This window comes from Microbacterium sp. F2, assembly GCF_052274505.1.
Lineage (GTDB): Bacteria > Actinomycetota > Actinomycetes > Actinomycetales > Microbacteriaceae > Microbacterium.
The window spans coordinates 544,185-570,862 of sequence record NZ_JBNVBV010000001.1 but is presented as its reverse complement, the minus strand read 5'-3'; the positions used below and the strand labels follow the sequence as shown (position 1 = coordinate 570,862).

Sequence of the window (26,678 nt, the reverse complement as noted above, 5' to 3'; positions counted from 1 at the left end):
GCAGATCTTCGCCGGTCAGGACTGCGAAGCGCGCTCCAGGATCAGCTCCCGCACGCGCGCAGCATCAGCCTGGCCCTTCATCGCCTTCATCACCGCGCCGATGATGGCACCGGCAGCCTGAACCTTGCCATCGCGGATCTTCTCGAGCACATCGGGCTGAGACGCGAGTGCCTCGTCGATCGCTGCGATGAGCGCCCCGTCATCTGACACGACCGCCAGGCCGCGCGCGTCGACGACCTCCTGGGGAGTCCCCTCCCCGGCGATGACGCCCTCGAGAACCTGCCGGGCCAGCTTGTCGGTGAGTGTTCCCGCATCGACGAGGCCCTGCAGTGCGGCGACGTCAGCGGGCGAGACCAGGTCGCTCGCTTCGCGGTCCTGAGCGTTCGCTACCCGGGCGATCTCGCCGGTCCACCACTTGCGGGCTGCTGCCGGCGACGCACCCGCGGCGATCGTGGCCTCGACCTCGGCGAGGATGCCACCATTGGCGACATCCTGGAACTCGAGGTCGGTAAAGCCCCACTCCGTCTTGAGTCGACGACGACGCGCAGCCGGCGCCTCGGGGAGCGCCGCACGAAGCTCCTCGATCAGCTCGATCGACGGCTCGACAGGGAGCAGGTCGGGCTCGGGGAAGTATCGGTAATCGTCGGCGTCCGATTTCGGGCGACCGGGCGACGTCGTGCCGGTGTCTTCGTGCCAGTGCCGGGTCTCTTGCGTTATCGTCCCGCCGGCTGCCAGGATCGCGGCCTGGCGCTGGATCTCGTGGCGCACCGCCCGTTCGACCGAGCGCATCGAGTTGACGTTCTTCGTCTCGGTGCGCGTGCCCAGCGGCGCCGGCGGCTCACCGGCCGCAACGCGCGGGCGCAGCGACACGTTCGCGTCACAGCGGAGGTTTCCGCGCTCCAGACGCGCTTCCGAGATGCCGAGCGAGAGCACGATGTCGCGGATCGTTCGCACGTACGCCTTGGCGATCTCGGGCGCGCGGTGCTCGGCGCCGAAGATCGGCTTGGTCACGATCTCGACCAGCGGAACGCCCGCGCGGTTGTAGTCGACGAGCGAGTACTCGGCACCCTGGATGCGACCGGTCGAGCCGCCCATGTGGGTGAGCTTTCCGGCATCCTCTTCCATGTGGGCCCGCTCGATCGGAACCTCGACGATCGTGCCGTCTTCGAGTTCGACCTCGACCGCGCCCTCGAACGCGATCGGCTCGTCGTACTGCGAGATCTGATAGTTCTTGCCGAGGTCGGGATAGAAGTAGTTCTTGCGCGCGAACCGGCTCGATGGCGCGATCGAGCAGCCGAGCGCGAGGCCCAAGCTGATCGAGGAGCGCACGGCTGTCTGGTTCACCACCGGCAACGCCCCCGGAAGCCCCATGTCGACCGGAGCGACGAGGGTGTTGGGTGCAGCGTCGTGGTTTGCCGCGTGGGCGGGGTTGCCGGCAGCCGAGAACATCTTGGTCTCGGTGTTGAGCTCGACGTGAACCTCGAATCCGAGCACGGGCTCGAACATCTCGAGCGCCTTGTCGAAGTCCATGAGCTTTGCGGTAGCCATCAGGCACGACCTCCCGTCGCGGCGCCCAGCACCGGGGCGCGATCAAGCAGCGGACCACCCCATTCGTCGACAAGCAGAGCTTCCAGCGCCGCGCCGACACGGTAGAGCCGGGCATCTTGCCTCGCCGGGGCAAGGAACTGGATGCCGACCGGCAGTCCATCGTCAACCGACAGGCCCGAGGGAAGCGAGATGCCGGGGACGCCTGCGAGGTTCGCGGGAATCGTCGCGACGTCGTTGAGGTACATCTGCAGCGGGTCGTCGATCTTCTCACCCAAACGGAACGCTGTTGTCGGGGCGGTGGGAGTGGCAATGACGTCGACCTGCGCGAATGCCTGGTCGAAGTCCTGCTGAATGAGCGTACGAACTTTCTGCGCGGACCCGTAGTACGCGTCGTAGTACCCGGCGCTCAGCGCGTAGGTTCCCAGGATGATGCGACGCTTGACCTCGTCACCGAAACCGGCATCTCTGGTCGCAGCCATGACATCCTCGACCGTTCCCCCGGGAACGTCGACGCGCAGTCCGAAACGAACCGAGTCGAACTTCGCGAGGTTGCTCGATGCCTCAGCAGGCAAGATCAGGTAGTAGGCCGCGACGCCGTACTCGAAGTGCGGGGCGCTGATCTCCACGATCTCGGCGCCCTGCGCCTCCATACGCGCCAGAGCAGCGCGGAACGACTCTGACACTCCGCTCTGGAAGCCACTGTCGGGAAGCTCCCGGATGACGCCGACACGCAGACCCTTCAGAACATCGCCACGGGCACCCTCGCGCGCGGCATCCGCAAACGACGGCCAGTCCTCGGCAAGCGAGGTCGAATCATGAGGGTCGTGACCGCCGATCACGTCGTGCAGCAGGGCCGCGTCGAGCACCGTACGCGTGACCGGTCCGACCTGATCGAGGCTCGAGGCCAGAGCGATCGCCCCGTACCGGCTGACGGCACCGTACGTGGGCTTGAGCCCCACCGTGCCGGTGACGTGAGCGGGCTGGCGGATCGAGCCGCCCGTGTCGGAGCCGAGCGCGAGCGGCGCCTCGAACGCTGCGACCGCCGCCGCAGAACCGCCGCCGGACCCGCCGGGGATCCGATCGAGGTCCCACGGGTTGTGCGTGGGACCGTAAGCCGAGTGCTCGGTTGACGACCCCATCGCGAACTCGTCCATGTTGGTCTTGCCCAGCGGCACGAGGCCGGCGGCGCGCGAGCGGGCGACGACCGTCGCGTCGTAGGGCGACATGAACCCCTCGAGGATGCGGGATCCGCTCGTCGAGGGCATGTCGGTCGTGACCAACACGTCCTTGATGGCGAGAGGGACTCCCGCCAGCTCGTGCAGGTCGTCGCCTGCCGCACGCCGCGCGTCGATGCCGGCAGCAACCTCAAGCGCGTGGTCGCTGACGTGCAAGAAGGCGTGGATGTCGGCATCCACCGCTGCGATCCGATCGAGGTGCGCTCGCGTGGCTTCGACACTCGAGATCTCGCCGGACACCAGCGAGGCAGCCAGCTCGGCTGCGGTCAGGCGCGTGAGGTCTGTCACTGCTCTTCTCCCAGGATCGCGGTCACGCGGAAGCGGCCGTCTGCCGCATCCGGAGCGTTCTGCAGCACCTGCTCGGGCGTGAGCATGTCGCCGGGAACGTCGGCGCGGAACACGTTGCGCAGGGCGATCGGATGACTCGTCGCGGGCACATCGGGAGTGGCGACCTGAGACACCTTGGCGATGTTGTCGACGATCGCGTCGAGCTGACCGGTGAGGCGCTCGACCTCGTCGTCACTCAGGCGGATCCGGGCGAGCACACCGAGATGGCGCACGAGATCGGAGGTGATTTCAGACACCGGACCATTCTAGGTCGGGCCGATGACGCGGCCCCACCGAGCCCTCTCCCGGACGACGGGCCACGCCCCTAGGCTGGGTACCGTGACCTCTTACAACCCGCCCCGCCCGTGGATCGCCAGCTATGCGGAGGGGGTCCCCGAGGACCTCGAGCCGGTCAGCGGGTCGCTGATCGACATCGTCGCCGCCTCCGTCCGGGACTATCCCGACGCACCGGCGCTGCAATTCTTCGGACGCACGACGAGCTACCGGTCGCTCGACGAGCAGATCCAGCGCGCGGCTGCCGCATTGCACGCACACGGCGTTCGGGCAGGCGACCCTGTCGCCATCGTGCTGCCGAACTGTCCGCAGCACATCGTCGCCTTCTACGCCATCCTGCGACTGGGTGCCGTGGTGGTCGAGCACAACCCGCTCTACACGCCGAGGGAACTGCGCAAGCAGTTCGAAGATCACGGCGCCAAGCACGCGATCGTGTGGAGCAAGGTCGTGCGCACGGTCCAGGACTTCCCGCGCGACCTGCGCGTCAACACGCTCATCTCCGTGGACATCACGAAGGCGATGCCGTGGACGATGCAGCTGGCACTGAGGCTCCCGGTTGCGAAAGCACGCGAAGCGCGCACGGCGCTCACCGAACGAGTCAGTGGGGCCGTCAGCTGGGACGAGGTCACCGGTCACGAGCCCCTGCCTGCCACTCACCCGTCACCCTCGACCGACGATCTCGCCCTCATCCAGTACACGAGCGGCACCACGGGCAGCCCCAAGGGCGCGTCGCTGACACACCGCAACCTGCTGTCGAACGCGGCACAGGCGCGAGGGTGGGTCCCCACGATCCATCGCGGTGAAGGATGCGTGGTCTACGCGGTCCTGCCGATGTTCCACGCCTACGGGCTGACCCTGTGCCTCACATTCGCGATGTCGATGGGTGCACGCCTGGTGCTGTTCCCCCGATTCGATCCCGACATGGTGCTCGATGTCACGAAGAAGCATCCGGCGACTTTCTTGCCGCTCGTTCCCCCGATCGCGGATCGGCTCTTGAAGGAGTCCCAGCGCACCGGTATCTCGCTCGCGGGCACAGGCATCGCGATCTCGGGAGCGATGGCACTCCCCCACGAGCTCGTCGTGCCGTTCGAGGCCGAGACCGGCGGATACCTCGTCGAGGGGTACGGACTGAGCGAGTGCTCCCCCGTGCTGATGGCCAATCCGGTTGCCGACAATCGCGTCCCCGGAACCGTGGGGCTGCCCCTCCCGGGCACCGAGTGCCGGGTCGTCGACCCTGACAATCCGACCGTGGATGTCGCGCCGGGCGAGCGCGGCGAACTCATCGTGCGCGGTCCCCAGGTGTTCTCGGGCTACTACGGCCGACCCGAAGAGACCGAAGAAGTTTTCGTGGACGGCTGGTTCCGCACCGGCGACATCGTCACGATCGACGAAGCGGGATTTGTGCGGATTGTCGATCGCATCAAGGAACTCATCATCACCGGGGGCTTCAACGTCGCCCCAACCGAAGTCGAGGCAGTGCTACGACAGCATCCGGCGGTCGCCGATGTCGCTGTCGTCGGGCTGCCGTCGGATCGCTCCGGCGAAGAGGTCGTCGCAGCGATCGTGCTCGATCCGGGCGTCGACGAGATCGACGAGACGGCGATCCGCGACTTCGCGCGCAGCATCCTCACCCCCTACAAAGTTCCGCGGCGGATCTTCGTCGTCGACGAGCTGCCGAAGTCGTTGATCGGCAAGGTGCTGCGCCGACAGGTCCGCACCAAGCTCCTGGAGCTCTCGGGCGAGGAGTAAGCCCTGCGGTATCAGGCTCGCCACTGCCCAGGCCGCGGTTGAATCCAGACGGGAATCGAGTAGCCCGCCTCGTCCGGAAAGTGGCCGTTGACATCGTCATAGGTGAGTTGGAGAAGCGGAACCGAGAACGCGTCCGGTCGCTCGTAGAACCGATTGGCGGCGAAGGCGATCTCGCCCGGGTTGGGAACCACCTCAACGCGGACCCGATGCTGCCATGCCTCGAAACTCAGAATCTCGCCCGGGACGAGATCGGATCCCTCTCGGATACGCCCGGACAGATCGTTGAGAACCGCTGCCGCAGTCTCGGCCCGCACACCAAGAATCACGAGCTCAGGATGACCGATCCCATACAGGCCAACCGTGTAGGCGAACGGCGCGCACTCAAGGTCCCCATCCCCGCCGACGTATTGGATGTACGTACCGTGCTTGCGAATGGTCTCGACGGTGTAGCGATCTTCTTGGTCGAGCCATGCCTGCGTCGCGGCGTCCATTGCGCTCATATCTTGTCCTCCCTCAGTGACCTTGATACCGAGACTAGAACAAAGGTACGACACTGACTTATGCGCCCGACCACTCCCCCAGCGCCGCAGGACCCTGCTCGACAAGGACACGGAATTGCGCGGCGTCGATGATGCGGATGCCGAGCTCCTCGGCCTTCGCGAGCTTCGAACCCGCGCCTGGTCCCGCCGCGACGAAATCCGTCTTCTTCGACACGCTCGAGGCAGCCTTGCCGCCAGCTGCCAAGATCGCCTCTTGTGCGCCCTCGCGCGTGTATCCCTCGAGGGTCCCGGTAGCCACAATCGTGACGCCCTCGAGCACGCCGCCCGAGGCGACAGCAGCGCCAGGACCCGGATGCCCGGGAGTGGCAAGCTGCGCTCCGGCAGCCGCCCAGCGATCGACGATCTCCACGTGCCAGTCGACCTCGAACCAATCGATGATCGCATCGGCAATGATCGGGCCAACGCCCTCGACTGCGGCGAGCTCCTCACGGGACGCTGCACGGATCGCGTCGATCGACCCGAACCATTGCGCCAGCGCGCGGGCAGCGACCGGGCCGACGTGACGAATGCTCAACGCGACGAAGAAACGCCACAACTCCTTCGTCTTGGCACGTTCGAGATTCTCGAGCAGCTCATGCGCCGCCGCCGACAGAATGAAGTCGGCATCGCCATCGAACGGCCCGTCGGGATCGAAAACAGGATCGGGGCGCGACGGGGTCGGCGCACGGCCTTCCAGGGGAGCCTTACGCTGACGACGGAACGGGCTGCGCGCATCCGGCTCGCCGTCAGCATCGAGACGAACGAGTCCCGTCTCAGCATCCCGGACCTCGACGTCGATCGGAAACAGGTCCTCGGCACGCAGATCGAAGAGGCCGGCTTCGGTGACCAGCGGCGGCACCTCGGGCCGCAACGGATGCGTCAGCGCCGCGGCTGACACCTCGCCGAGACCCTCGATATCGAGAGCGCCCCGCGACCCGATGTGCTCCACACGCCCCCGCACCTGAGCGGGACACGATCTCGTGTTCGGGCACCGCAGGTCGATGTCGCCGTCCTTCGCTGGGGCGAGCGGAGAGCCGCATTCGGGGCAGTGCGTCGGCATGACGAATGCGCGTTCGCTGCCGTCACGCAGCTCCACGACCGGGCCCAGAACTTCTGGGATGACGTCGCCGGCCTTGCGGATGACGATCGTGTCGCCGATCAACACGCCCTTGGCCTTCACGACATCCTGATTGTGCAGCGTCGCCTGGCGCACGACGCTGCCGGCGACCCGCGCGGGTTCCATGACCGCGAAGGGCGTTGCTCGACCGGTGCGACCGACCGACACCACGATGTCGAGCAGTTTCGTGTTCACCTGCTCGGGCGGGTATTTGTACGCGATCGCCCACCGCGGGGCGCGGCTGGTCGCGCCCAGCTCGTCGTGCAGAGCCAGCTCATCGACCTTGACGACGACACCGTCGATCTCATGCTCGACATCGTGCCGGTGCTCGCCGTAGTGACGGATGTAGTCGGCAGCGGCATCGACGGATTCAGCGACCGTGAAGTAACGACTCACGGGTAGCCCCCACGACTCCAGCAGGCCATAGACCTCGCTCTGGGTCGCCACGGGAGGATTCGGCCACGCACCGATGCCGTGGACGGTCAGGCGCAGTCGCGAGAGCCGCTCGTGCATCGCCTCGAGTTGGCGCTCGTTCTTACCGTCGCGCTTCTGGCGCAGAGACCCGGACGCGGCGTTCCGCGGATTCGCGAACAGCCGGTCGCCCACCGACTCCTGATAGGCGTTGAGCGACGCGAAGTCCGCGACCGTGAAGAACACTTCTCCTCGCACCTCGACGAGCTCCGGATGCCCTGAGCCGGCAAGCACGGTCGGGATCCCCGCGACATCCCGAACGTTCTCGGTGACGTCCTCCCCCACGCGCCCATCACCGCGGGTGGCCGCCGACACGAGGCGCCCACGCTCGTAGCGCAGCGACAGCGCGAGACCGTCGATCTTCAACTCGCACAGGTAGTGAACCGAACCACCGACGTCGCGCTGCACACGAGCTGCCCACGCACGGAACTCCTCTTCGCTGAAGACGTTGTCAAGGCTCAGCATCCGTTCGGCGTGCTCGACGGGCGCGAAGAGCGTGCCGGATGCCGCGCCCACCGACAGCGTCGGAGAGTCCTGCCCCTGAACCTCCGGGTGCAGACGTTCGAGCGCCTCCAGTCGCTGCATCCACCCGTCATAGGTGGCGTCGTCGACGAGAACCTCGTCCCGGCCGTAGTACGCGTCGCGTGCGTCGACGATCAGGTCGGTCAGCCGTGCAGCCTCGGCGCGAGCATCATCGAGACTGAGCTGCGCGAGCTCCGCGTCGGTGCTCGTCGCAGATGCAGAGGAAGGGTCGTTCGTGGCCACGACTGAAGTCTAGGCAGCGCCCACGACACCGCGCGGAGGCTCAGACCTCGACGGGGACGGCCGAGCGGGTGCGATCGATCGTGAACTGGCCGATCACGCGGGTGCCGTCGTAGAGCACCGCCGTCTGCCCAGTCGCGACCCCGTCCAAGGGCTCATCGGGGGTCACGACGACCTCGCCGTCAACGAGCTCCGCGCGCGCCGGCACGGGATCGGCGTGAGCCCGGATCTGCACGTCGCACGGGAAGGATGCCGCACCCGGCGCACGTCCTGCCCAACTCACCCTCGATCCCGCGATCTCGGCGGTTGCGAGAGCCTCCTTGGGTCCCACGACCACAGTGTTGGTCACGGGCCGGATCTCGAGGACGAACCGCGGCTTGCCATCTGGCGCGGGTGTGCCGAGCGCGAGTCCGCGCCGCTGTCCGACCGTATAGGCGTGGGCACCGTCGTGGGTTCCCACCTGCGCACCGGAGCGATCGACGATGGGTCCCTCCGCGACACCCACGCGCTCGGCGAGCCACCCCTTCGTGTCGCCATCCGGGATGAAGCAGATGTCGTGACTATCGGGCTTGTGCGCGACCGTCAGGCCTCGCTCCTCGGCCTCGGCGCGAACGACCGCCTTCGAGGGCGTCGAGCCGAGCGGGAAGAGGCAGTGCGCGAGCTGATCGGCGTCGAGAACACCGAGCACGTACGACTGGTCTTTCGCAGCATCCGAGGCCCGGTGCAACTCGCGGCCTTCCGGCGTCTCGACGAGCGTCGCATAGTGACCGGTGCAGACGGCATCGAAGCCGAGCTCGATTGCGCGCTCCAGCAGCGCCGCGAACTTGATCTTCTCGTTGCAGCGCATGCAGGGGTTTGGCGTGCGTCCCGCGCGGTATTCGGCGATGAAATCATCGATCACCTCGTCGCGGAACCGCTCCGAGAAGTCCCACACGTAGAACGGGATGCCCAGGCGATCGGCGGCCCGACGGGCATCCATGGCGTCCTCGATCGTGCAGCAGCCGCGGCTTCCCGTGCGCAGCGTGCCGCCCGCACGTGAAAGCGCGAGATGCACCCCGACGACCTCGTGCCCGGCATCCACGGCGCGCGCAGCGGCGACGGCGGAGTCGACTCCGCCGCTCATCGCCGCCAGAACACGCATGGTCCCAGTCTACGAGCGGCCGTCTGGACGGGGACCGGATGCCGCCCGCGCGCGCTCGACCGCATCGGGGAGCACGCGAAGGACTGCATCGATGTCGGCATCCGTTGTGGAGCGCCCCAGCGTGAACCGCAGCACCTCGCGCGCCTCCCGCTCGCTTCTGCCCATGGCCGTCACGACGTGGGACGGCTCGGGAACACCCGCCTGACACGCCGACCCCGTCGATACCGAGACGCCCGCCATGTCGAGGAGGAACAGAAGCGACTCCCCCGACGCACCAGGAAAGAGAATGTGCGCGTTTCCCGGGAGGCGATCGACCGGATCACCGAGCAGCTCGGCGCCGGGCACCGTCGTGAGAACTCCCGCGATCAGCCTGTCGCGCATCACCGACAAGCGCTCTGACTCCTCGGCAAGCTCCGCGACCGCGAGCTCAGCAGCCACCGCGAAAGCCGCAGCTCCCGCGACATCCTGCGTCCCCGAGCGCAACCCTCGCTGCTGTCCCCCGCCGTGCAGCAGCGGATCCAATCGGGCAGAACGCGCGACCACGAGTGCGCCGACTCCGATGGGGCCACCGACCTTGTGCGCCGACACGCTCATGGCGAGCAGTCCGGCGCCGGGGCGAGCATCGCCCCGCAGCTGCGTGAAAGACACCGGCACATGCCCGAACGCCGCAATGGCGTCCAGATGCAACGGCACACGCTCTGAGGCGGCGGCCTGGGCGAGACCGGCAACCGGGTTGACCGTACCCACCTCGTTGTTGGCGACAAGAGCCGTTGCCAGCGCAGCGCCCGGGAGAGCCGCCGCGAACTCGGCAGCGTCGATGCGTCCAGCGAGTGTCAGCGACACGCTCCGGATGCCTGCACCATCGCGCCGAGCGATCCATTCCACCGGGTCGATCGATGCGTGGTGCTCGCCGTCGGGAAGCACGATGTCGGATGTTCCCGAGCGGCGCGTCTGCCAGAGCCCCTTGAGGGCGAGGTTCACGGCTTCGGTTCCGCCGGAGGTGATCACGATCTCGATCGGATCGCACCCGACCGCGGCAGCGAGCCGCTCCCGCGCATCCTCCAGGACTCGCCGAGCGCTCTGGCCATTCGCGTGGATCGACGACGCATTGCCGACGACCGCAGTCGCCTCCAGCCAGGCCTCGCGCGCCTCAGGGCGCAGCGGAGTCGACGCGGCGTGATCCAAATAGATGCTCACGACTCCACTGTGCCACTGACCCCGGTACCGGGGCGCGACAGCCGCCGAGGGAGCGACAGCCCCCGAGGGTGGGCCGGTGGTCCCCGCGCCGTCGTTATGCTCTACGCATGCCGATCCCCGAGTCAGCTGTACTTTCGCGCGCCGACACGACCGACGCCGGTCTGTTGTCGTCGCGGTTCGATGACCTCGGCGTCCGGCTGCATGACGGGGGCGGCACGGTTCGGATCTGGTCGGCGCACGCATCCTCGATCGACCTGCTGATCTTCGACGGCGACGACCTGGACTGGGTCGTAGAAACCGTTGCGCTCTCGCGGACCGAGGGGGATATCTGGTCGGGGTTCTCACGCGGTCTTCGGCAGGGAACGCACTATGCGATCCAGGTCGACGGACCCGCCGGCCCCGGCAACACCTTCAATCGGTCATCGCTGTTGATCGATCCCTACGCGCGCGGTCTCGTGCACAGCGGCTCAAGCGGTTGGCGGTCCGTCGTCGTCGCTGGCGACTTCGACTGGTGCGGCGCGCGCAAACCCCTTATCCCTCTGGACCGCACGGTCATCTACGAGGGTCACGTCAAGGGGATGACCAAGCGTCATCCCGAGGTGCCCCCCGCCCTGCACGGCACTTACGCGGGACTCGCACACCCAGCGATGATCGAGCATTTCACGACACTCGGTGTCACCAGCATTGAGCTGCTCCCGGTCCATCAGTTCGCGACCGAGCCTCGCCTGCTCGAGCTGGGACTCACGAACTACTGGGGATACAACACTGTGGGCTTCTTCGCCCCGCACGCCGCGTACGCAACAGAAGAGAACCGGCGCCGGGGTCCTGAGGCGGTGCTGCGGGAGTTCAAGGGGATGGTGAAGCTCCTGCACGAAGCAGGCCTCGAGGTGATCCTCGACGTCGTCTACAACCACACCTCCGAAGCCGAAATCGGCGGACCGCGGTCGAGCTTCCGCGGTATCGACAACCGCGGGTACTACCGCCAGCACGCCGACGGCGCGTACATCGACGTCACCGGCTGCGGGAACAGCGTGGATACTGCCACGGATGCCGCTTCCCGCCTCGTCCTCGACTCTCTGCTGTATTGGGCGAACGACGTGCAGGTCGACGGGTTCCGCTTCGACCTCGCCACGACCCTCGGGCGTGACAGCCAACACGCGTTCACGCCCGAGCATCCGTTGCTGCGCGCGATCGTCGACGACCCCGCGCTTGCCGACGTCAAGAAGATCGCCGAACCGTGGGACGTCGGGATGGGCGGATGGCAGACGGGCAGCTTCGGTCCGGGCTGGATGGAGTGGAACGACCGCTACCGGGACCGCGTGCGCAACTTCTGGCTCAGCGATGTCGACTACGGCCGTCGCGCCGCGACCGCGCCCGTGGGAGTCGGCGGGTTCGCGACACGCCTCGCGGGCTCTTCCAACACGTTCAGTGCCGAGCGGGGCCCCCTCGCCAGCGTCAACTTCGTCACAGCCCACGACGGTTTCACGCTCCACGATCTCGTTTCCTACGACGTCAAGCACAACACGGCGAACGGCGAGCACAATCGCGACGGCGCGGACACGAACAGATCGTTCAATCACGGCGCCGAAGGCGAGACGGATGACCCCGTCATCCTCGCCACACGGCGCCGGGCCATGCGCAACCTCATGGGTACGCTCCTGCTCTCCGCGGGAGTCCCAATGATCACCGCAGGTGATGAGTTCGGACGCACGCAGCACGGAAACAACAACGCCTACTGTCACGACGGCTCGCTGACATGGTTGCCGTGGGAGCACGCGCCGTGGCAGGCAGACCTCTTCGCCCACGTGCAGCGGCTCCTGACCCTGCGCGCACAGAATCCCGCCCTACGCCCGAGTCGGTTCGCGCGCGACGACCAGGAGACGCCGTCGGCATCCGTGATGGACTGGTACGACGAGCACGGCGAGATGATGTCGGGCGCGCGGTGGGCTGATCCGACGCATCGTACGTTGCAATACCTCGCGACCTCCACTCCCGAGGTCGAGGAACCCAACCGAACTCTCTTGGTGGTGCACGGCACCGAACGTCCGGCAACTGTGCTGCTGCCGCGCGTCGACGGCGTCTCTCGCTATCGTGCGGTCTGGTCGAGCGAAGACGAGCATCCGTCGACCGAGATCAGCTCGCACGAGCCTGGATCCTCTGTCGAGCTCGGTCCGACCTCGATGCGCCTGTTTGTCGCTGACCCGGCCTGAACCTTATCCGGGGGGCATTGTTGCCGACGGCGCGGCGCGTGTCCACACCTGTTCCCGCCGGCGGTGAGCGGGGTAGGTTCGAAGCGTGGCAACCAGCAGACGCTCTCCCGTTCCTCGGCCGTGGCGAAGCGCCACCGCAATCCCGGTGCGCCCAGCCTCACCACTCGCGCCGGCCACCGATGCCGCGATGGGACGCATCCCGATGGTGCGACCCCGTCCCGATACCCCTGACGAACGCTACAGCCCCAGCGCCTTTCATGGCGAAGCCGTCGCGTTCGGCGTCACAGCATTCCGCGAGGGTCATGATCGCATCGGTGTTCACCTGCGCCTGACCTCACCGTCGGGCGACGAATCGCTCCACCGTCTGGAGCCCGCAGGTGACGGCTTCGACCGCTGGTGGACCGATGTCGTGCTCCTCGAGGAAGGGATCTGGACCTTCCACTTCGAGTCCTTCGCCGACGACTTCGCGACGTGGCACCACGCGGCCCACGTCAAGGTGCTCGCCGGCGTCGATGTCCCCCTCATGCTGGAGATGGGTGCTCTGCTGTGCGAACGCGGCGCTGCTGAACGCGACCGACCTGCAGCCGAGCGCCGCATGCTCACCGAGATAGCAGAGCAGTTCCGTTCGGATGCCGTGAGCGACCCGCTCATCCTCATCGACGATCCGCGTCTGGAGGCGGCGTTCACGGCTCGCCCGCTGCAGTCCCTCGTGACCGTGGGGCGTGACCGCGAACTGCTCGTCGAGCGCGAGCGCGCCGGCGTCGGCGCGTGGTACGAGTTCTTCCCCCGCTCCGAGGGCGCGAAGCTCCGCAAAGACGGCACTGTCAAGAGCGGCACCTTTCGCACTGCAAGCAAGCGCCTCCCCGCGGTCGCGGGCATGGGTTTCGACGTTGTGTATCTGCCTCCGATCCACCCGATCGGACGAACGAATCGCAAGGGTCCGAACAACTCGCTGACGCCCGGACCGGGCGACCCCGGCTCTCCGTGGGCGATCGGCGCAGCAGAGGGCGGGCATGACGCCGTCCACCCCGATCTCGGAACTCTCGCCGACTTCCGCGCGTTCGTGCGAGCAGCTGCCGCCGAAGGACTCGAGGTCGCCCTCGACCTCGCGCTACAGGCATCCCCGGATCACCCGTGGGTGACGAGCCACCCGGAGTGGTTCACGACCCTTCCCGACGGGTCGATCGCGTACGCCGAAAACCCCCCGAAGAAGTACCAGGACATCTATCCGATCAACTTCGACAACGATCCCGAGGGGATCCGCACCGAGGTGCTGCGCATCGTTCGCCACTGGATCGCGCAGGGTGTCCGCATCTTCCGCGTCGACAACCCGCACACCAAGCCGCTCCAGTTCTGGGAATGGCTGATCCACGAGGTGAACGCCGAGCATCCGGACGTCGTCTTCCTCGCCGAGGCCTTCACGCGGCCAGCTCCGCTCCAGGGGCTCGCGATGGCGGGCTTCCAGCAGAGCTACACGTATTTCACCTGGCGCAACACGAAAGAGGAGCTCGAGGAGTTCCTCTCCTCTCTCGCTCATGAGACCGCCGACTTCCTGCGGCCGAACCTGTTCGTGAACACCCCCGACATCCTCACCGAGTACCTGCAGTATGGCGGGCACGCGGCGTACGTCATCCGTGCCGCGATCGCCGCCACCGCTGCGCCGGTCTACGGCGTGTACGCGGGCTACGAGCTGTTCGAGAACGTCGCGCGACCCGGTTCCGAAGAGAACATCGACAACGAGAAATACGAGTACAAGTTCCGGGACTGGGAGGCGATCGACGCGGCAGGCTCGTCCCTCGCACCGTTCCTTACACGGCTCAACGAGATCCGCCGGGAGCACCCGGCACTGCGCCAGCTCCGCAACCTGAAGGTCCACTGGAGCGACGACGACGCGATCCTCGTCTACTCGAAGCACCTGGATGCTGCGCTCTCCCCCACCGGCGAATCCGACACGATCCTGGTGGTGGTGAACGTCGACCCCCACTCGATGCGGGAAACCACCGTCCACCTCGACTCACGCGTGTGGGGGGTGGAGCCTGGACAGCCGTTCGGCGTGACCGACCTCATCACCGGCGCGCAGTGGACCTGGACCGACCACAACTACGTACGGCTCGACGCCTTCCGCGAGCCCGTGCACATCCTGCGGATTGAGGCACAGCAATGACCACAATCGACCCTGCCACGCTCGACGCCGTCGCGCACGGCGGCTATCACGACCCGCACAGCGTTCTCGGCATCCATCCCGTCGGCAAGAACACCTGGGTCGTTCGCACCCGCCGGCCGCTCGCGGCGACGGTCACCGCGGTGTTCAATGGCGGTAAGCGCGTCAGGCTCGAACATCTCACTGCGGGCATTTGGGAAGGCACGGTCACCGGACCGATCGGTTCGTACCGAATCGACGCGTCCTACGACGATGGCCCCGACTATCGCGCTGACGACCCCTACCGGCACTCCCCGACGATCGGCGAACTCGATCTTCACCTGATTCGGGAGGGACGCCACGAACGACTCTGGGACGTCTTGGGTTCTCACGTGCGCACCCACGAAGACAGCCACGGCACAGCTTTCGCCGTCTGGGCGCCGAACGCGCGCGCGGTCCGCGTTGTCGGCGATTTCAACGGCTGGGACGGTGCAGCCCACGCGATGCGCTCGATGGGCGACTCGGGGGTCTGGGAGCTCTTCATCCCGGCTGTGGGCGAGGGAACCGTCTACAAGTACGAGATCCAGGGGCCGGACGGCCAGTGGCGACTGAAGGCTGATCCGCTGGCCCGGCGAGCCGAGGTTCCGCCGGCCACCGGATCGGTCGTCACCGTATCCGCCTACCGCTGGGATGATTCGGATTGGACCGCGCGGCGCTCCAAGAGCCGCCCGGTCACCGAACCCATGTCGATCTACGAGGTGCATCTCGGTTCGTGGCGTCCCGGTCTGTCCTATCGCGATGCAGCCGATCCGCTCATCGAGCACGTCAACGCACTGGGATTCACCCACGTGGAGTTCCTGCCCCTCGCCGAGCATCCGTTCGGCGGCTCCTGGGGCTATCAGGTGACAGGCTACTTCGCACCCACGAGCAGGTTCGGCAGCCCCGACGACCTCAAATACCTCATCGACCGCCTGCACCAGGCAGGTATCGGCGTCATCATGGACTGGGTCCCCGGACACTTCCCCAAAGACGAGTTCGCGCTCGCGAAGTTCGACGGCCGCGCGCTCTACGAGCACCCCGACCCGCGTCGCGGTGAGCACAAGGACTGGGGAACGCTCATCTTCGACTACGGACGCAACGAAGTCCGGAACTTCCTGGTCGCCAACGCGCTCTACTGGTACGACGAGTTCCACGTCGATGGGCTTCGCGTGGATGCCGTCGCCTCGATGCTCTACCTCGACTACTCCCGTAACCCGGGCGAGTGGGAACCGAACATCCACGGCGGGCGAGAGAACCTCGAGGCGATCCGCTTCCTCCAAGAGGTCAACGCGACGTGCTACAAGACGTTCCCCGGCATCAGCATGATGGCCGAGGAGTCGACGAGCTTCCCGGGCGTTACCGCCCCCACAGACCACGCCGGACTCGGCTTCGGTTTCAAGTGGAACATGGGGTGGATGAACGACAGCCTCGACTACATCAAGCGGGACCCGCTCTACCGCTCATACCACCAGGGTGAGCTGAGCTTCTCGTTCGTCTACGCGTTCAGCGAGAACTACGTTCTTCCCATCAGCCACGACGAGGTCGTCCACGGCAAGGGGAGTCTGTTCTCTCGGATGCCCGGTGATCATGCCGCCAAGCTCGCGAACATGCGCGCGTTTCTCGCCTATATGTGGGCGCACCCCGGAAAGCAGCTGCTTTTCATGGGGCAGGAGTTCGGGCAGATGGCGGAGTGGTCCGAGTCGCGCGGCCTCGACTGGTGGACCCTCGACCAGCCGACCCACCGCCAGCTCCAAGACTTCGTCGGCGCCGTCAACGGCACCTACCGCGCGAACCCGCCCCTGTGGAGTCGCGACAACGACGGGTCAGCGTTCTCGCGCATCGGCGCTCCGACGTGGAACCCGAACGTGCTCGCCTTCACCCGACGGGATTGGGACGGCAACATCGTCGCCGCCGTGTGCAACTTCTCGGGATCGACGCTCTCGAACTACGCGCTCGATCTTCCCCACAGTGGAGTCTGGCGCGAGATCCTCAACACCGATGCCCACGAATACGGGGGTGCCGGCGTCGGCAATCTCGGGATGGTTGTTGCCGCGGAGGACGGCAGAGCGTCAATGGTGCTGCCCGCAACGAGCGTCATCTGGTTGCGCTACGACCCGCAGGCGCGCGTCCCCTCGACGATCCGCGACTGATGAGGCGAGAGCCGCCGCACTGCGCTGCTCGAAGAACCGCTCCTAGAAGAGCAGCGAGGCGAGGCGACTGCGCGCCCGGATGACGCGCGGGTCGTCGTCGCCCACAATGCCGAACAACTCGAGCAGACGTTCCCGCACGGGTGCGCGCACATCGTCAGGCAGTGCCGCGAAAAGGTCCAGCAGTCGATCGAAGGCGTCCTCAACGTGGCCACCCGCAACATCGAGGTCGGCGACCAGCAGCTGGGCGTCGACGTCGGTGGGTGCAGAGGCTGCCGCAGCACGCGCAGCCTGGAGGTCGGCATCCTGGACCCGTGAGAGCAGTTGCACCTGCGCAAGGCCCGCACGCGCATCCGTGTCGCGTGGGTTCTCGGCGAGAGCACGCTCGTACGCAGAGATCGCCGCCGCATAGTCGCCAGACTCGATCGCGGCGAACGCCTCGGCGTGAAGTGGCGGGAGCGCCGGTTCGACAGCAGCACCATCATCGTCGGCAGAATCTTGCTCGCCTAACCCGACAGAGCCGCTGACGCCGTTCTGCGCGGCAAGCTGCAGCAGCTGAGCGAACACGTCACGCACCTGCTGCTCGGGAACTGCGCCCGTAAACAGGGGCACTGCCTGACCGCCGACCAGGGCGACGACCATCGGAATCGACTGGGCACGGAACGCCTGAGCAAGCTGGGGGTTGGCATCGACGTCGACCTTCGCCAGAACCACCCGACCGGCGTACTCGATGACAACGCGCTCGAGAACAGGACTCAGCTGCTTGCAGGGCCCACACCACTCGGCCCAGAGGTCGACAACGACGGGCACGGTCTTGGAGAGCTCCAGAACCTCCGGGAACATCGCGTCGGTGACGTTGATCACCAGCCGTGCTGTGTTTCCGCCCGCCGGACCGCCAGCAGCCGGCTCGCTCGGCGACGGGGCTGCCGGACGATTGCGCAGAGCTGACAGGTCGACGGCGCCCCGGAGAGGAACGTTGGAGCCGGGAAGTGTCACAGCACAGAGCCTTTCAGAATCGAACTCGAGTAGCCCAGAAGACGGATCGGTTCGCTCGACCCCTTCTCCGGCACGTAGAAGAAGAGCTGGTCGCTGAAGGTCGTCGAGAATCCGGATGCCGACTGGTCGGCGCCCGCGAGTGTCTTCACCGTCGCGTTGTTGTCCAACTTGATGACCGCGTCCGCGTTGGTCGGCTTGACGGTATCGGTCTCGGCGATGCTGACCGCGACGATCGCGCCGCTCTCCAGCGTGGCGATCGCGAACGGAGCGAACTCACCGGCGGCAGCGCTGAAAGTCAGGCTGCCAGTCTCAGCTCCGGTCTGGTTGAAGGCGTCGAGACGTTCCTTCCGATCGGCGACGACGCCGGCACGGAACAGGTCGCTCTGCTCGTCGAACATGCCCGCGAACGCCGACTCGTCGCCCTTATCGAGCACGTCAGCGTATGCGGCTGCAAGCTCATCGGGTGGAAGCAGCAGGAACGGTGAATCCGGGGCAAGCTGACTCGCGCCGATGTACGACGGCGCAAGCTCGGGCATCAGTGTGTTGCCCCCGAGGTTGCCGATATAGCTCAGCTTGTAGGGCGTCCACGGATCAGCCTGCGTCAGAACCATGATGCTCGAGGTGTTGGCCTCGTCATCCGTGACGACAGCCAGGAACGACCGGGGCCAGCCGTTGAAGGCCTGCGGCAGGACGACCTCGACAGGCTTGCCAGGAACCGCGGTCGGCATCGCATAGTCGGCGATGGCTGACCGCAGGGTGTAGTTCGTCTTGCGCTCAGCCAAGAGCGCGCCGTCGAGCCGGGTCGCGGCGAGGTCGGCATCCTTCGCCTCATCAGCCTGAGCGATAGTCTGAGCCGCCTGCTCGACGATCCGCTCTGCCTGCTGCTTGGTAACCGCTGGGGCCTGCTGACCCTCCGGCACGATGACCGACGCGGTCGGACTCGGCGTCTCGGACGGCACCAGCTGCGGCCACGCATCCGACGTGCAGCCAGAGAGCAGACCAACTGTTACCGCCACAACCGGGAGCGCCAGGAAGGATGTGCGGCCACGGCCCAGCGCGCGCCGCGGCTTACCGGAACTGATCACGCCCTTGTCGGCCTCGGCGACAGACAGATCGATCGGCTCGGTGACCGGAAGCGGCAGACCTTTGCGGCGCGGGCCACGTGAACGGCGCACATGACGGATGCCGAGCACATACAGCACGACACCGACGGCCATCAGGATGCCGCCACCGACGATAAGGGGTCCGGCCCACGGCGTGGAGTTCTCGATCGGCCAGGTGACGCTCACTGTCGTCGGGGCAGGTTCCGTTCCGTCCGAGGCAATGATGACGCTCATGTCAGCGGGAAGCTGCAGTGGCGCGATGACGAGGTCGTCCTGCTGGTACTCATCCAGCCAGAGGTCAGAGCCCGCCGGGTTCCGCCCGGGAATCGCTTCCTCGGCTGTTCCCTGCTCGGCCGCGGCATCCCCCGTCGCCGCCCCATCGCCGGCCGGCGCGTCGGTTGCCGGCGTGGCGGTGGGGGCGACAGTCGGCTCGGGCTCAGGCGTCGGCTCGACCTCCTCGGTGACGAGCGCACCATCCTCGGTCTGCACGACCTGGTTGTAGGTGGCGTCTGCAAGCCACGCCTGCACGTCAGCCGTTCGACCGTAGGCGGCGAACACCGAACCATCGCCGAGGACTCGTAGCGTCTGGGAACCGGGATTTGCGGTCAGTACCGCACCGTCGATGACCAGATACGGTTCGTCTTGAGTGATCGAAATATCGGCTGTCGTGGAGCGTGGGCCCTGGAAGATCGTCCGCTGGGCGATTCCCGCCCCGATCATCACGGTCGCCAGAACCAGCGCGACCACAGCCCATACGAAACGCACGAAATACCTTCCTCGGCGCGCGGACGTCGTCGCACACCGGAAAACTCGACATTTCAGACTAGCGAACATGTGCTGAAAGTCCCCAGGGAAGGGGCGCATCACCCTCCCGGGCCCGGCTATGCGTATCCTGATCGCCAGGCGGATTACGCCAGAGAGAACGAGGTGCCGTGAAGCTGCAGAACCCCTTCCGCGTCGCATTCGTCGCGACCCTCGGCGTGGGCCTCGGACTCCTGCTCATCGCCAGTGTGCAGACGCTGTCGACGATCCTGCTCTACGTCGGCACCGCGCTGTTTCTCGCGCTCGGCCTCGAACCGATGGTTTCGTGGCTCATCCGCCGCCGCGTGCCCCGGTGGGCTGCAGTTCTCATCACCATCGTCGTCGTGCTCGGCATCTTCGCCGGCGTCATCCTGATGGTGCTCCCGATCATCGTGGAACAGATCACGCAGTTCGTCGTCGAGGTCACCCGCATCTTGCAGAACCCGTCGTGGCCGGACGAGCTACAGGCCTGGCTCGAGTCGGTCTTCCCGATGCTCGCATGGGACGACATCTTCGCCTACATCTTGCAGTGGCTCGAGGGCCTGGACTTCGCGTCGATCGGCGGGTCGATCGGTGGCAACATCCTTGCGATCGGCGCGACGATCGCGAGCGGACTGTTCGGTGCCTTCATCGTGCTGATCCTGACGATCTACTTCACGGCATCGATCCCCTCGCTCAAGAAGGCGGTGTACCAGCTCGTTGCGGCATCCAAACGGCAACGGTTCGTCGATCTCGCCGAACAGATCACCAACTCGGTCGGCTACTACGTCATCGGCCAGGTCAGTCTTGGTGTCATCAACGGCATCCTGAGCTGGATCTTTCTCAGCATCATCGAGGCACCCTTCCCGGCGGTGCTCGCCGTTGTGGCCCTGCTGTTCTCGCTCATCCCGCTCGTCGGTACGCTCACCGGCTCGACGATCATCGTGCTGACGTGCCTGATCCCAGGCCTTGGCTCGCCAACGATTGCGCTCATCGCCGCGATCTACTACCTCATCTACATGCAGCTCGAGGCCTACGTCATCTCGCCCCGCATCATGAGTCGCGCCGTCGCGATTCCCGGTGCAGTCGTTGTTGTCGCAGCCCTCGCCGGCGGATCCCTTCTCGGGCTCCTCGGCGCCCTGATCGCCATCCCGGCGGCGGCAAGCGTCCTGATCATCTACCGGCAGGTCGTCATCCCCCGGCAGAACGAGCGCTGAGTCTCAGGCAGGATCGCCGAGCTCGCCATCCCACTCCGTCAGCAATGGGAGGGCATCGGGGTTGATCGCGGCGACGATCTCGGTCAGGACCGTTCTCGTCTGGTTCTCGCCCACCCACAGGTGACGACCCCCCTCGACCGGAATGAGCGTGGCATGCGGGATGACCGAAAAGCGTTGCGCCGCCTCCTCTGGCTGGAGGAAGTCATCGAATTCCGGAACGAGCACGATGATCGGCCGGGGGTCTTCGGCCCACCCCGCGAGTTCGTCGTCGGTGGTTCGATGCAGCGGCGGCGACAGCAGCACGATTCCTTCGACGTCATGATCGGCGGCATATTTCAGCGCCAGCTCCGTCCCGAAAGACCAGCCGACAATCCACGGACGAGGCAACCCTCGCTCCGCGACAAACGACATCGCCGCGGCGACATCCCACCGCTCCGAGTCGCCGCCGTCGAAAGAGCCATCGCTGGTCCCGCGCGGCGAGGTCGTCCCCCGGGTGTTGAATCGAAGCACCGCAAGGTCGGCGAGGGCGGGCAGTCGTGCCGCAGCCTTGCGGAAGATGTGCGAGTCCATGAACCCGCCCGCCGTCGGCAGCGGATGCAGGGTGACGAGCGTTGCGTGCGGTGCGCGCTCAGCGGGCAGGGCGAGTTCACCGACCAGCCGCAAACCGTCCTGCGTGTGAAGCTCGATCTCTTCCCGGCGAGCGGGAAGCAGCATCGGTCCGCGAATCTCCATGTCAGCTGATCCTCCAGCAATGTGAGTGCCAATGTCGGCGAGCCGCGAGATCTGCGGCGTCGCCGAGAACGCCATCTGCGCGCCACGCAACGATGTGGGCGGCACCCGGCTCGATAGGGCGGACGCACCCGGGGCACGCATACGACTTCGTGGCCTGCGCCGCCGCGACCGGCTGCACAATCCATTCCACGCCGCGGCGTACTTCGGTTCGCTTCCAGCCCGCGATCAGGCGGTCGAGCCCGTCATCGCCGGCAGGCTCGGGGCGGCGACGATGAGATCGTGGCATTTTCGCCGGTCACCACCAGTGATTGTTGACCCAGAAGTTGTAAGCGCCGGCCCAGCTGCCGTAGCGCCCCACGGCGTAGCCGTTTGCCCACCGGAGGTTATCGACCGGGTTGTAGCCACTACCGGGAACCTTGCTGCACGGCAGCGCCTGAACGAGACCACAGGCCCCCGAGCTACGGTTCGTCGCGTTGGGGTTCCAACCACTCTCTCGCGAGACGACGTAGTCGACGTATCCCCAGTCGCTCTCGGCGATCCCCGCCGCCGACATCCACTCCGCGGGTGAGCCACCACCCGAGTAGAACAACGGCGCTGCTGCGCCGCCGCTGGATGCGACAACCGGGGTCGGAGTCGGCTTGGGCTTGACGTACACCTCATAGCCGCCGCGATCCGGATCGAAAGCGGCAGCCTCGGCATCCGTGTCCACGACGATCGACTGCGCGTCGACGATTGAACTCGCATAGAGCGAGACCGCCTCGGGCGTGTCATCCTCGGCAGTCGCAAAAGCCATCCCACTGGGGCCAGCGTTCGCCGCGACGAATCCGAGCGCCGCGAAGGCTGCGAACACGGCTAGCACCCCACGCCGCTTCGACCAGTGGCCAACGGGGGCTGCAGCTGCGCGCGGCACGCTGGAAGCCCGCTGGGCGAGTTCAGCGCTCGCGCGTGCGGTTACCTCGGCGCCACGGCTCTCATCGGTCACAATGACCCGATTCTATCGAGGCCCAGCCGCGCATGCTCCCGGAGCGACGCGCGAGTTCACTCGACAGCGAGCATGATCTCGACGACAGCATCCAGGACGGCATCGACCTGGACCTCGCGGTATCCACCGCGCTGCATACGGAATGCGACTCCTCGAACCTGGTCGATCGTCGCTCCGCTTCCTGTCTCGAGATATCGCGCAAGCTTGTTCATGACAAAGTCGACCTCGTCGATCCGATACCCATAGCGCAGGGCCCCCGTTCGCTGAAAGCGACGACGAGACGGCCGTTGCAGCCGGTCGAGCACCGTCTGCGCGTCGCGCCGCGTCCGGGCGATCCAGACATCAGTCCCGACTCGAGCAATGGCCGCGTCCCGCTCCCGCCGAGCGAAGGCGTCCTCGATTCGGGTGAGCGCCGCATCGACGCTCGTGATCTCGTAGCCGCGACGCGCGAGCGGGAAAGCAGCAGCACGGATCTGGCCCGAGGTCATCGACGGGTGGCCCGGAGCCTCGAAGGCATCCCGTGCGTGTGAGAGGAAGCTGTCGACCGCGGCGCGCTCGTAGCCCTTCACGCGTCCGCGTGTGACGGGGAACAGCGCGCGGGCCGGCTCGGGAACGGCGGGTGTTGCCGATTCAGGAGAAGAAGTCATCGTCATTCGGATACCAGCCTCACGCCGCTAGACCACATCATGCTGCCACCAACGGCGCGAACAGGTAGTACAGCGCCAGCGCCGCTGTTGCCGACGGGAGAATCGAATCGAGCCGGTCGAGGACGCCGCCGTGTCCGGGCAGCCACGAACTCATGTCTTTGATACCGAGATCGCGCTTGACCATCGACTCGCCAAGGTCGCCGGTCGTGGCGGTGGCGAGAATCACCGCACCCAGGATGGCACCGGCCCACCAGGGCACACCCAGCAAGAAGATCCCGAGCAGGATGCCTGCAGCAACAGCACCGACGACGGCTCCGGCGAAGCCTTCCCAGGTCTTGTTCGGACTGATCCGCGGCGCCATCGGATGTTTTCCGAAGGTGAGCCCGGCGGCGTACGCAGCGGTGTCGGCCACGACGGCGACCGCAATGAAGGCGAGGATCCACCACTCGCCGCCGTCCTGGCGTAGCAGCACCATCGCCATACTCGCAAGGAACGGGACGTAGAAGACCACGAACGTGCTCGCGAGCACATCACTGGTGACCGCCGTATATGGACGGCCGTCGGCAGCTGACATCTGAGCGATCAGGCGCCAGACGACAACGAACGCCAGGGCAGCGAACAGCGCTACCCAATGCAGCCACAGCTCGAGGAACGCGCCAGAGAGGAGCACGACGACTGCTGCCGCGATCTGGGGAGCCAGATCGATGCGACGGTCAGAACTTGCCAGCGCACGCGAGAACTCGACAACGCCGAGAACGACGACTCCCAGAGCCAAAAAGACGAAGGCCCACTTGATGAAGATCAGCGACAGAAGCGCGACGGCCCCGATCCCCACACCGATGAGGATCGCAAGAATCAGGTCCCTGCCGGTGCGCTTCTTGATGCGCTCGTTGGCCTCTTCGAACTCTGCACGTGCGTGTGCCACATGCTGCTCGAACTCGGTTCGCGCGGTGCGCATCGGCGTCTGGAAGCCAGGGCCGGCATCATCGGCCGCATCTCCGGCAGAATCGCCAGGGACGCGCGCATCGGAACGGTCATCGGTCATGTCGACCGTTACACCTCGAGAAGCTCAGCTTCTTTGCGCTTGAGCGCCTCGTCGATCTGGTCGACGTGGGCGCGCGTGAGCGCATCGAGCTCTTTCTCGGCGCGACCAAGCTCGTCTTCCCCGATGTCGCTCTTGAGCGCGTCGAGGTCGTCCTTGGCCTTACGACGGATGCCGCGCACGTGCACCTTGGCGTCCTCAGCCTTCGCGCGCACGAGCTTCACGAACTCCTTGCGCCGCTCTTCGGTCAGCTCCGGCATCGTGACGCGCACGATCGTGCCATCGTTCGTGGGGTTCGCGCCGAGGTTGGGGGCATCCCGAATCGCCTGCTCGATCGCCTTGAGCGCCGACTTGTCGTAGGGATTGATGACCAGCGTGCGCGCCTCCGGATTGTTCAGCGACGCAAGCTGGGCGAGGGGGGTCGGCGAACCGTAGTAGTCGACCATGATCCGCTGGAACAGCTGCGGGTTGGCGCGTCCCGTGCGAACGGTCGCGAAGTCATCCTTCGCGGCCTCCACTGCACGATCCATCCGGGTTCCGGCATCGGTCAAGACATCCGCGATCACGGCGACTCCTTACTGCGTGTGACCTGCACAGTCTAGTCGGCAGGCTTTCAGCCGACCGTGACGACCGTGCCGATGGATTCGCCGAGAAGAGCACGTGTGACGTTCCCCTCGGGCTCCATGCCGAAAACGCGCATGTCCATGCCGTTGTCCATGCACAGGCTGAAGGCTGTCGAGTCCACAACCTTCAAACCGCGCTGCAGCGCGTCCAGGTACGTGATCCGATCGATGCGGGTCGCGGTCGGATCCTTCCGCGGATCTGCGGTGTAGACGCCGTCCACGCCGTTCTTTGCGACGAGAACCTCGCTCGCACCGATCTCGAGCGCACGCTGGGCCGCAACGGTGTCGGTCGAGAAGTAGGGAAGGCCTGCGCCTGCCCCGAAGATCACAACGCGCCCCTTCTCCATGTGGCGTTCAGCGCGGCGCGGAATGTATGGCTCGGCGACCTGGGTCATCGAGATCGCCGACTGAACGCGGGTTGCCGCGCCCGCCTGCTCGAGGAAGTCCTGAAGCGCCAGCGCGTTCATGACGGTGCCGAGCATCCCCATGTAGTCCGCCCGACCACGGTCCATTCCCCGCTGGCTGAGCTCGGCGCCGCGGAAGAAGTTACCGCCACCGACGACGACGGCAATCTCCACCTCGTCGACCGCCGCAGCGATCTCGCGTGCAATCTGGCTGACGACATCGGGATTGACTCCGAGCTGCCCTCCCCCGAATGCTTCCCCGGAAAGCTTGAGCAGGACACGCCGGCGCCCCGTCGATTCATCCGCCACGTACATCTCCTCTTGTCGACTACAACCTACCGAAGCACATCAGAAAGGGCCCGCACTGGATGGTGCGGACCCTTTCGACATGATGCTTACGCGCCGACCTTGAACCGGGCGAAGTCTGTGAGCGTGAGGCCCGCGTCCTTCGCCACCTGGGCGACCGAGAGCTTGTTGTCTCGGGCGTAGTCCTGGTCGAGCAGAGCGACCTGCTTGAAGTAGGCGTTCACACGGCCCTCGACGATCTTCGGGAGTGCCGCCTCGGGCTTGCCCTCGTTGCGCGAGATCTCGGTGACGATCTCTCGCTCCTTCTCGACGTCGGCTTCCGGAACGTCATCGCGCGAGAGGTACGACGGGTTGGCGAAAGAGATGTGCTGCGCCAGCGCGCGAGCGGTCTCCGCGTCGTCACCCGTGTAGGCCAGCACGACGCCCACCTGCGGCGGGAGGTCCTTGTTGGTTTTGTGCAGGTAGATCTCGAACTTCTCGCCCTCGATCGTTCGCACCTGGCGAAGTTCGACCTTCTCGCCGATGATCGCTGCCTCGTCCGAGATCAGCTGCTCGACGGTTCCCGCGCCGGCGGAAGCGGCCAGGGCCTCCTCGACCGAGTTCGCACCGATCGTGGCAGCAGCGTCCACGACCTTGTCTGCCAGAGCGACGAAGCGGTCGTTCTTCGCGACAAAATCGGTCTCGCACGCGAGCTCGATGAGCGTAACCTTGCCGCTCAACTCGCGGGCCGCGATGAGGCCCTCGCTCGTGGAGCGGTCGGCACGCTTGGCGTTGCCCTTCGCGCCCTTCAGGCGCAGGATCTCGACGGCCTTCTCGACGTCGCCGTCAGCCTCTTCGAGTGCCTTCTTGGTGTCGACCATTCCCGTGCCCAGCTGCTCGCGCAGCGCCTTGATGTCGGCGATCGTGAAGTTTGCCATGGGTGGTGGCTCC

General features: G+C 66.3%; 22 protein-coding genes. 5 read left to right on the top strand and 17 right to left on the bottom strand.

The genetic code is table 11. The features are described from left to right. Nucleotides 1-15: 15 nt before the first annotated feature. From gatB to gatC, 3 genes are read right to left on the bottom strand one after another with little or no spacing between them, the layout of a single operon-like run. A complete protein-coding gene (gene gatB, locus ACQVDU_RS02840; protein ID WP_443476200.1) occupies nucleotides 16-1,548 on the bottom strand; it encodes an Asp-tRNA(Asn)/Glu-tRNA(Gln) amidotransferase subunit GatB in 1,533 nt (510 codons plus the stop codon). Beyond that, nucleotides 1,548-3,071, bottom strand: a complete 1,524-nt coding sequence (gene gatA / locus ACQVDU_RS02835) for an Asp-tRNA(Asn)/Glu-tRNA(Gln) amidotransferase subunit GatA (protein ID WP_292709229.1) — start codon at nucleotides 3,069-3,071, stop codon at nucleotides 1,548-1,550. Before gatA ends, gatB begins: the two co-directional genes overlap by 1 nt. Beyond that, nucleotides 3,068-3,367 (bottom strand): Asp-tRNA(Asn)/Glu-tRNA(Gln) amidotransferase subunit GatC, encoded by a 300-nt coding sequence (gene gatC, locus ACQVDU_RS02830; RefSeq protein WP_443476199.1) that lies wholly within the window; start codon nucleotides 3,365-3,367, stop codon nucleotides 3,068-3,070. The genes gatA and gatC overlap by 4 nt, the downstream gene beginning before the upstream one ends. A gap of 82 nt (nucleotides 3,368-3,449) precedes the next feature. Between gatC and ACQVDU_RS02825 the strand changes: the two genes are divergently transcribed. Next, on the top strand, nucleotides 3,450-5,153 hold the full coding sequence (locus ACQVDU_RS02825; RefSeq protein ID WP_331791552.1) for a long-chain-fatty-acid--CoA ligase: 1,704 nt from the start codon (nucleotides 3,450-3,452) through the stop codon (nucleotides 5,151-5,153). Between the two features lie 11 nt (nucleotides 5,154-5,164). On the opposite strand, the gene ACQVDU_RS02820 is transcribed toward ACQVDU_RS02825, so the two are convergent. Genes ACQVDU_RS02820 through ACQVDU_RS02805 form a run of 4 tightly spaced genes read right to left on the bottom strand, consistent with a single transcriptional unit; the run spans nucleotide 5,165 to nucleotide 10,380 of the window. Further along, nucleotides 5,165-5,653: a DUF4262 domain-containing protein gene (locus tag ACQVDU_RS02820; RefSeq protein WP_363495294.1), complete on the bottom strand. Its 489-nt coding sequence runs from the start codon at nucleotides 5,651-5,653 to the stop codon at nucleotides 5,165-5,167. A gap of 58 nt (nucleotides 5,654-5,711) precedes the next feature. Continuing rightward, complete coding sequence (gene ligA, locus ACQVDU_RS02815; RefSeq protein ID WP_443476198.1) at nucleotides 5,712-8,045, bottom strand: NAD-dependent DNA ligase LigA; 2,334 nt, start codon at nucleotides 8,043-8,045, stop codon at nucleotides 5,712-5,714. 40 nt (nucleotides 8,046-8,085) lie between these two features. Further along, complete coding sequence (gene mnmA / locus ACQVDU_RS02810) at nucleotides 8,086-9,183, bottom strand: tRNA 2-thiouridine(34) synthase MnmA (protein WP_363495300.1); 1,098 nt, start codon at nucleotides 9,181-9,183, stop codon at nucleotides 8,086-8,088. Between the two features lie 9 nt (nucleotides 9,184-9,192). Next, nucleotides 9,193-10,380, bottom strand: coding sequence for a cysteine desulfurase family protein (locus ACQVDU_RS02805; protein ID WP_443476197.1), 1,188 nt, complete (start codon nucleotides 10,378-10,380; stop codon nucleotides 9,193-9,195). Nucleotides 10,381-10,487: 107 nt separating this feature from the next. On the opposite strand from ACQVDU_RS02805, the gene glgX reads away from it, so the two are divergent. From glgX to glgB, 3 genes are all read left to right on the top strand, one after another. After that, on the top strand, nucleotides 10,488-12,590 hold the full coding sequence (gene glgX, locus ACQVDU_RS02800; RefSeq protein WP_443476196.1) for a glycogen debranching protein GlgX: 2,103 nt from the start codon (nucleotides 10,488-10,490) through the stop codon (nucleotides 12,588-12,590). Between the two features lie 202 nt (nucleotides 12,591-12,792). Next, entirely contained in the window at nucleotides 12,793-14,754 is a 1,962-nt protein-coding gene (locus ACQVDU_RS02795) for a maltotransferase domain-containing protein (RefSeq protein WP_443476387.1), read from the top strand. Further along, the gene (gene glgB / locus ACQVDU_RS02790; RefSeq protein WP_443476195.1) at nucleotides 14,751-16,919 is read left to right on the top strand and encodes a 1,4-alpha-glucan branching protein GlgB; all 2,169 of its coding nucleotides are present in this window, start codon (nucleotides 14,751-14,753) and stop codon (nucleotides 16,917-16,919) included. Before ACQVDU_RS02795 ends, glgB begins: the two co-directional genes overlap by 4 nt. A 42-nt stretch (nucleotides 16,920-16,961) precedes the next feature. Here glgB and ACQVDU_RS02785 read toward each other — a convergent pair whose 3' ends face one another. Together ACQVDU_RS02785 and ACQVDU_RS02780 are read right to left on the bottom strand one after the other, a co-directional pair. Further along, a complete protein-coding gene (locus ACQVDU_RS02785; RefSeq protein ID WP_443476194.1) occupies nucleotides 16,962-17,912 on the bottom strand; it encodes a tetratricopeptide repeat protein in 951 nt (316 codons plus the stop codon). Continuing rightward, the gene (locus tag ACQVDU_RS02780) at nucleotides 17,909-19,780 is read right to left on the bottom strand and encodes a glycosyl transferase (protein ID WP_443476193.1); all 1,872 of its coding nucleotides are present in this window, start codon (nucleotides 19,778-19,780) and stop codon (nucleotides 17,909-17,911) included. The genes ACQVDU_RS02785 and ACQVDU_RS02780 overlap by 4 nt, the downstream gene beginning before the upstream one ends. A gap of 167 nt (nucleotides 19,781-19,947) precedes the next feature. On the opposite strand from ACQVDU_RS02780, the gene ACQVDU_RS02775 reads away from it, so the two are divergent. Beyond that, entirely contained in the window at nucleotides 19,948-21,012 is a 1,065-nt protein-coding gene (locus ACQVDU_RS02775) for an AI-2E family transporter (RefSeq protein WP_300591016.1), read from the top strand. A gap of 3 nt (nucleotides 21,013-21,015) precedes the next feature. On the opposite strand, the gene ACQVDU_RS02770 is transcribed toward ACQVDU_RS02775, so the two are convergent. The 8 genes from ACQVDU_RS02770 to tsf form a co-directional block, all read right to left on the bottom strand. Then, nucleotides 21,016-21,744 (bottom strand): alpha/beta hydrolase, encoded by a 729-nt coding sequence (locus ACQVDU_RS02770; protein ID WP_300591015.1) that lies wholly within the window; start codon nucleotides 21,742-21,744, stop codon nucleotides 21,016-21,018. A gap of 1 nt (nucleotide 21,745) precedes the next feature. Further along, nucleotides 21,746-22,030 carry a hypothetical protein gene (locus ACQVDU_RS02765; RefSeq protein WP_300591014.1) on the bottom strand — a complete coding sequence of 95 codons (285 nt, stop codon included), beginning with the start codon at nucleotides 22,028-22,030 and terminating at the stop codon, nucleotides 21,746-21,748. A gap of 9 nt (nucleotides 22,031-22,039) precedes the next feature. Next, nucleotides 22,040-22,726 (bottom strand): transglycosylase SLT domain-containing protein, encoded by a 687-nt coding sequence (locus ACQVDU_RS02760; RefSeq protein WP_300591013.1) that lies wholly within the window; start codon nucleotides 22,724-22,726, stop codon nucleotides 22,040-22,042. 56 nt (nucleotides 22,727-22,782) lie between these two features. Then, a complete protein-coding gene (locus ACQVDU_RS02755; protein WP_300591012.1) occupies nucleotides 22,783-23,373 on the bottom strand; it encodes a DivIVA domain-containing protein in 591 nt (196 codons plus the stop codon). A gap of 37 nt (nucleotides 23,374-23,410) precedes the next feature. Then, nucleotides 23,411-24,418, bottom strand: a complete 1,008-nt coding sequence (locus ACQVDU_RS02750) for a phosphatidate cytidylyltransferase (protein ID WP_300591011.1) — start codon at nucleotides 24,416-24,418, stop codon at nucleotides 23,411-23,413. 8 nt (nucleotides 24,419-24,426) lie between these two features. Continuing rightward, the gene (gene frr / locus ACQVDU_RS02745) at nucleotides 24,427-24,981 is read right to left on the bottom strand and encodes a ribosome recycling factor (RefSeq protein WP_292712557.1); all 555 of its coding nucleotides are present in this window, start codon (nucleotides 24,979-24,981) and stop codon (nucleotides 24,427-24,429) included. Between the two features lie 47 nt (nucleotides 24,982-25,028). Further along, a complete protein-coding gene (gene pyrH / locus ACQVDU_RS02740) occupies nucleotides 25,029-25,751 on the bottom strand; it encodes a UMP kinase (protein ID WP_292712555.1) in 723 nt (240 codons plus the stop codon). A gap of 86 nt (nucleotides 25,752-25,837) precedes the next feature. Next, a complete protein-coding gene (gene tsf, locus ACQVDU_RS02735) occupies nucleotides 25,838-26,665 on the bottom strand; it encodes a translation elongation factor Ts (RefSeq protein ID WP_300591009.1) in 828 nt (275 codons plus the stop codon). Nucleotides 26,666-26,678: the final 13 nt, after the last annotated feature.

Coding starts and splice junctions, on each gene's coding strand:
- gatB (WP_443476200.1), bottom strand. CDS start 1,548: ATGGCTACCGCAAAGCTCATGGACTTCGACAAGGCGCTCGAGATGTTC.
- ACQVDU_RS02820 (WP_363495294.1), bottom strand. CDS start 5,653: ATGAGCGCAATGGACGCCGCGACGCAGGCATGGCTCGACCAAGAAGAT.
- mnmA (WP_363495300.1), bottom strand. CDS start 9,183: ATGCGTGTTCTGGCGGCGATGAGCGGCGGAGTCGACTCCGCCGTCGCC.
- glgX (WP_443476196.1), top strand. CDS start 10,488: ATGCCGATCCCCGAGTCAGCTGTACTTTCGCGCGCCGACACGACCGAC.
- ACQVDU_RS02795 (WP_443476387.1), top strand. CDS start 12,793: ATGGTGCGACCCCGTCCCGATACCCCTGACGAACGCTACAGCCCCAGC.
- glgB (WP_443476195.1), top strand. CDS start 14,751: ATGACCACAATCGACCCTGCCACGCTCGACGCCGTCGCGCACGGCGGC.
- ACQVDU_RS02770 (WP_300591015.1), bottom strand. CDS start 21,744: ATGGAGATTCGCGGACCGATGCTGCTTCCCGCTCGCCGGGAAGAGATC.
- ACQVDU_RS02765 (WP_300591014.1), bottom strand. CDS start 22,030: ATGCCACGATCTCATCGTCGCCGCCCCGAGCCTGCCGGCGATGACGGG.
- ACQVDU_RS02755 (WP_300591012.1), bottom strand. CDS start 23,373: ATGACTTCTTCTCCTGAATCGGCAACACCCGCCGTTCCCGAGCCGGCC.
- ACQVDU_RS02750 (WP_300591011.1), bottom strand. CDS start 24,418: ATGACCGATGACCGTTCCGATGCGCGCGTCCCTGGCGATTCTGCCGGA.
- tsf (WP_300591009.1), bottom strand. CDS start 26,665: ATGGCAAACTTCACGATCGCCGACATCAAGGCGCTGCGCGAGCAGCTG.